Here is a 317-nt window from a genome sequence, read left to right as displayed (position 1 = left end):
CCCCCCCCCCCCCCCCCCCCCCCCCCCCCCCCCCCCCCCCCCCCCCCCCCCCCCCCCCCCCCCCCCCCCCCCCCCCCCCCCCCCCCCCCCCCCCCCCCCCCCCCCCCCCCCCCCCCCTTTTACACGCCCACGCCGCCAACCGAGATTCGGTCACGGGTCTCGTGGGCTCGGAGATGTGTATAAGAGACAGGTCCACGTCGGCCGCGCTGATCACGGCGTTCTCGGGCACGTTGGTGAACAGCGCGATCTTGCGGCGCTCGCCATCGGGCAGCGGCTGTTCGCAGCGGCACAGCAGTACGTCCGGCTGGATGCCGATG

At 77.6% G+C, this 317-nt stretch carries 1 pseudogene; it reads right to left on the bottom strand.

Features of this window, described 5'->3' with window-relative positions:
* Positions 1-187 precede the first annotated feature (187 nt).
* A pseudogene (locus JHD67_RS21810) lies at positions 188-317 on the bottom strand (hypothetical protein); the annotation flags it as partial.

Source organism: Dyella sp. ASV21, from assembly GCF_016428975.1.
GTDB lineage: Bacteria > Pseudomonadota > Gammaproteobacteria > Xanthomonadales > Rhodanobacteraceae > Dyella.
The sequence above is the reverse complement of the archived record's forward strand: the minus strand, read 5'-3'. Positions and strand labels throughout refer to the sequence as shown.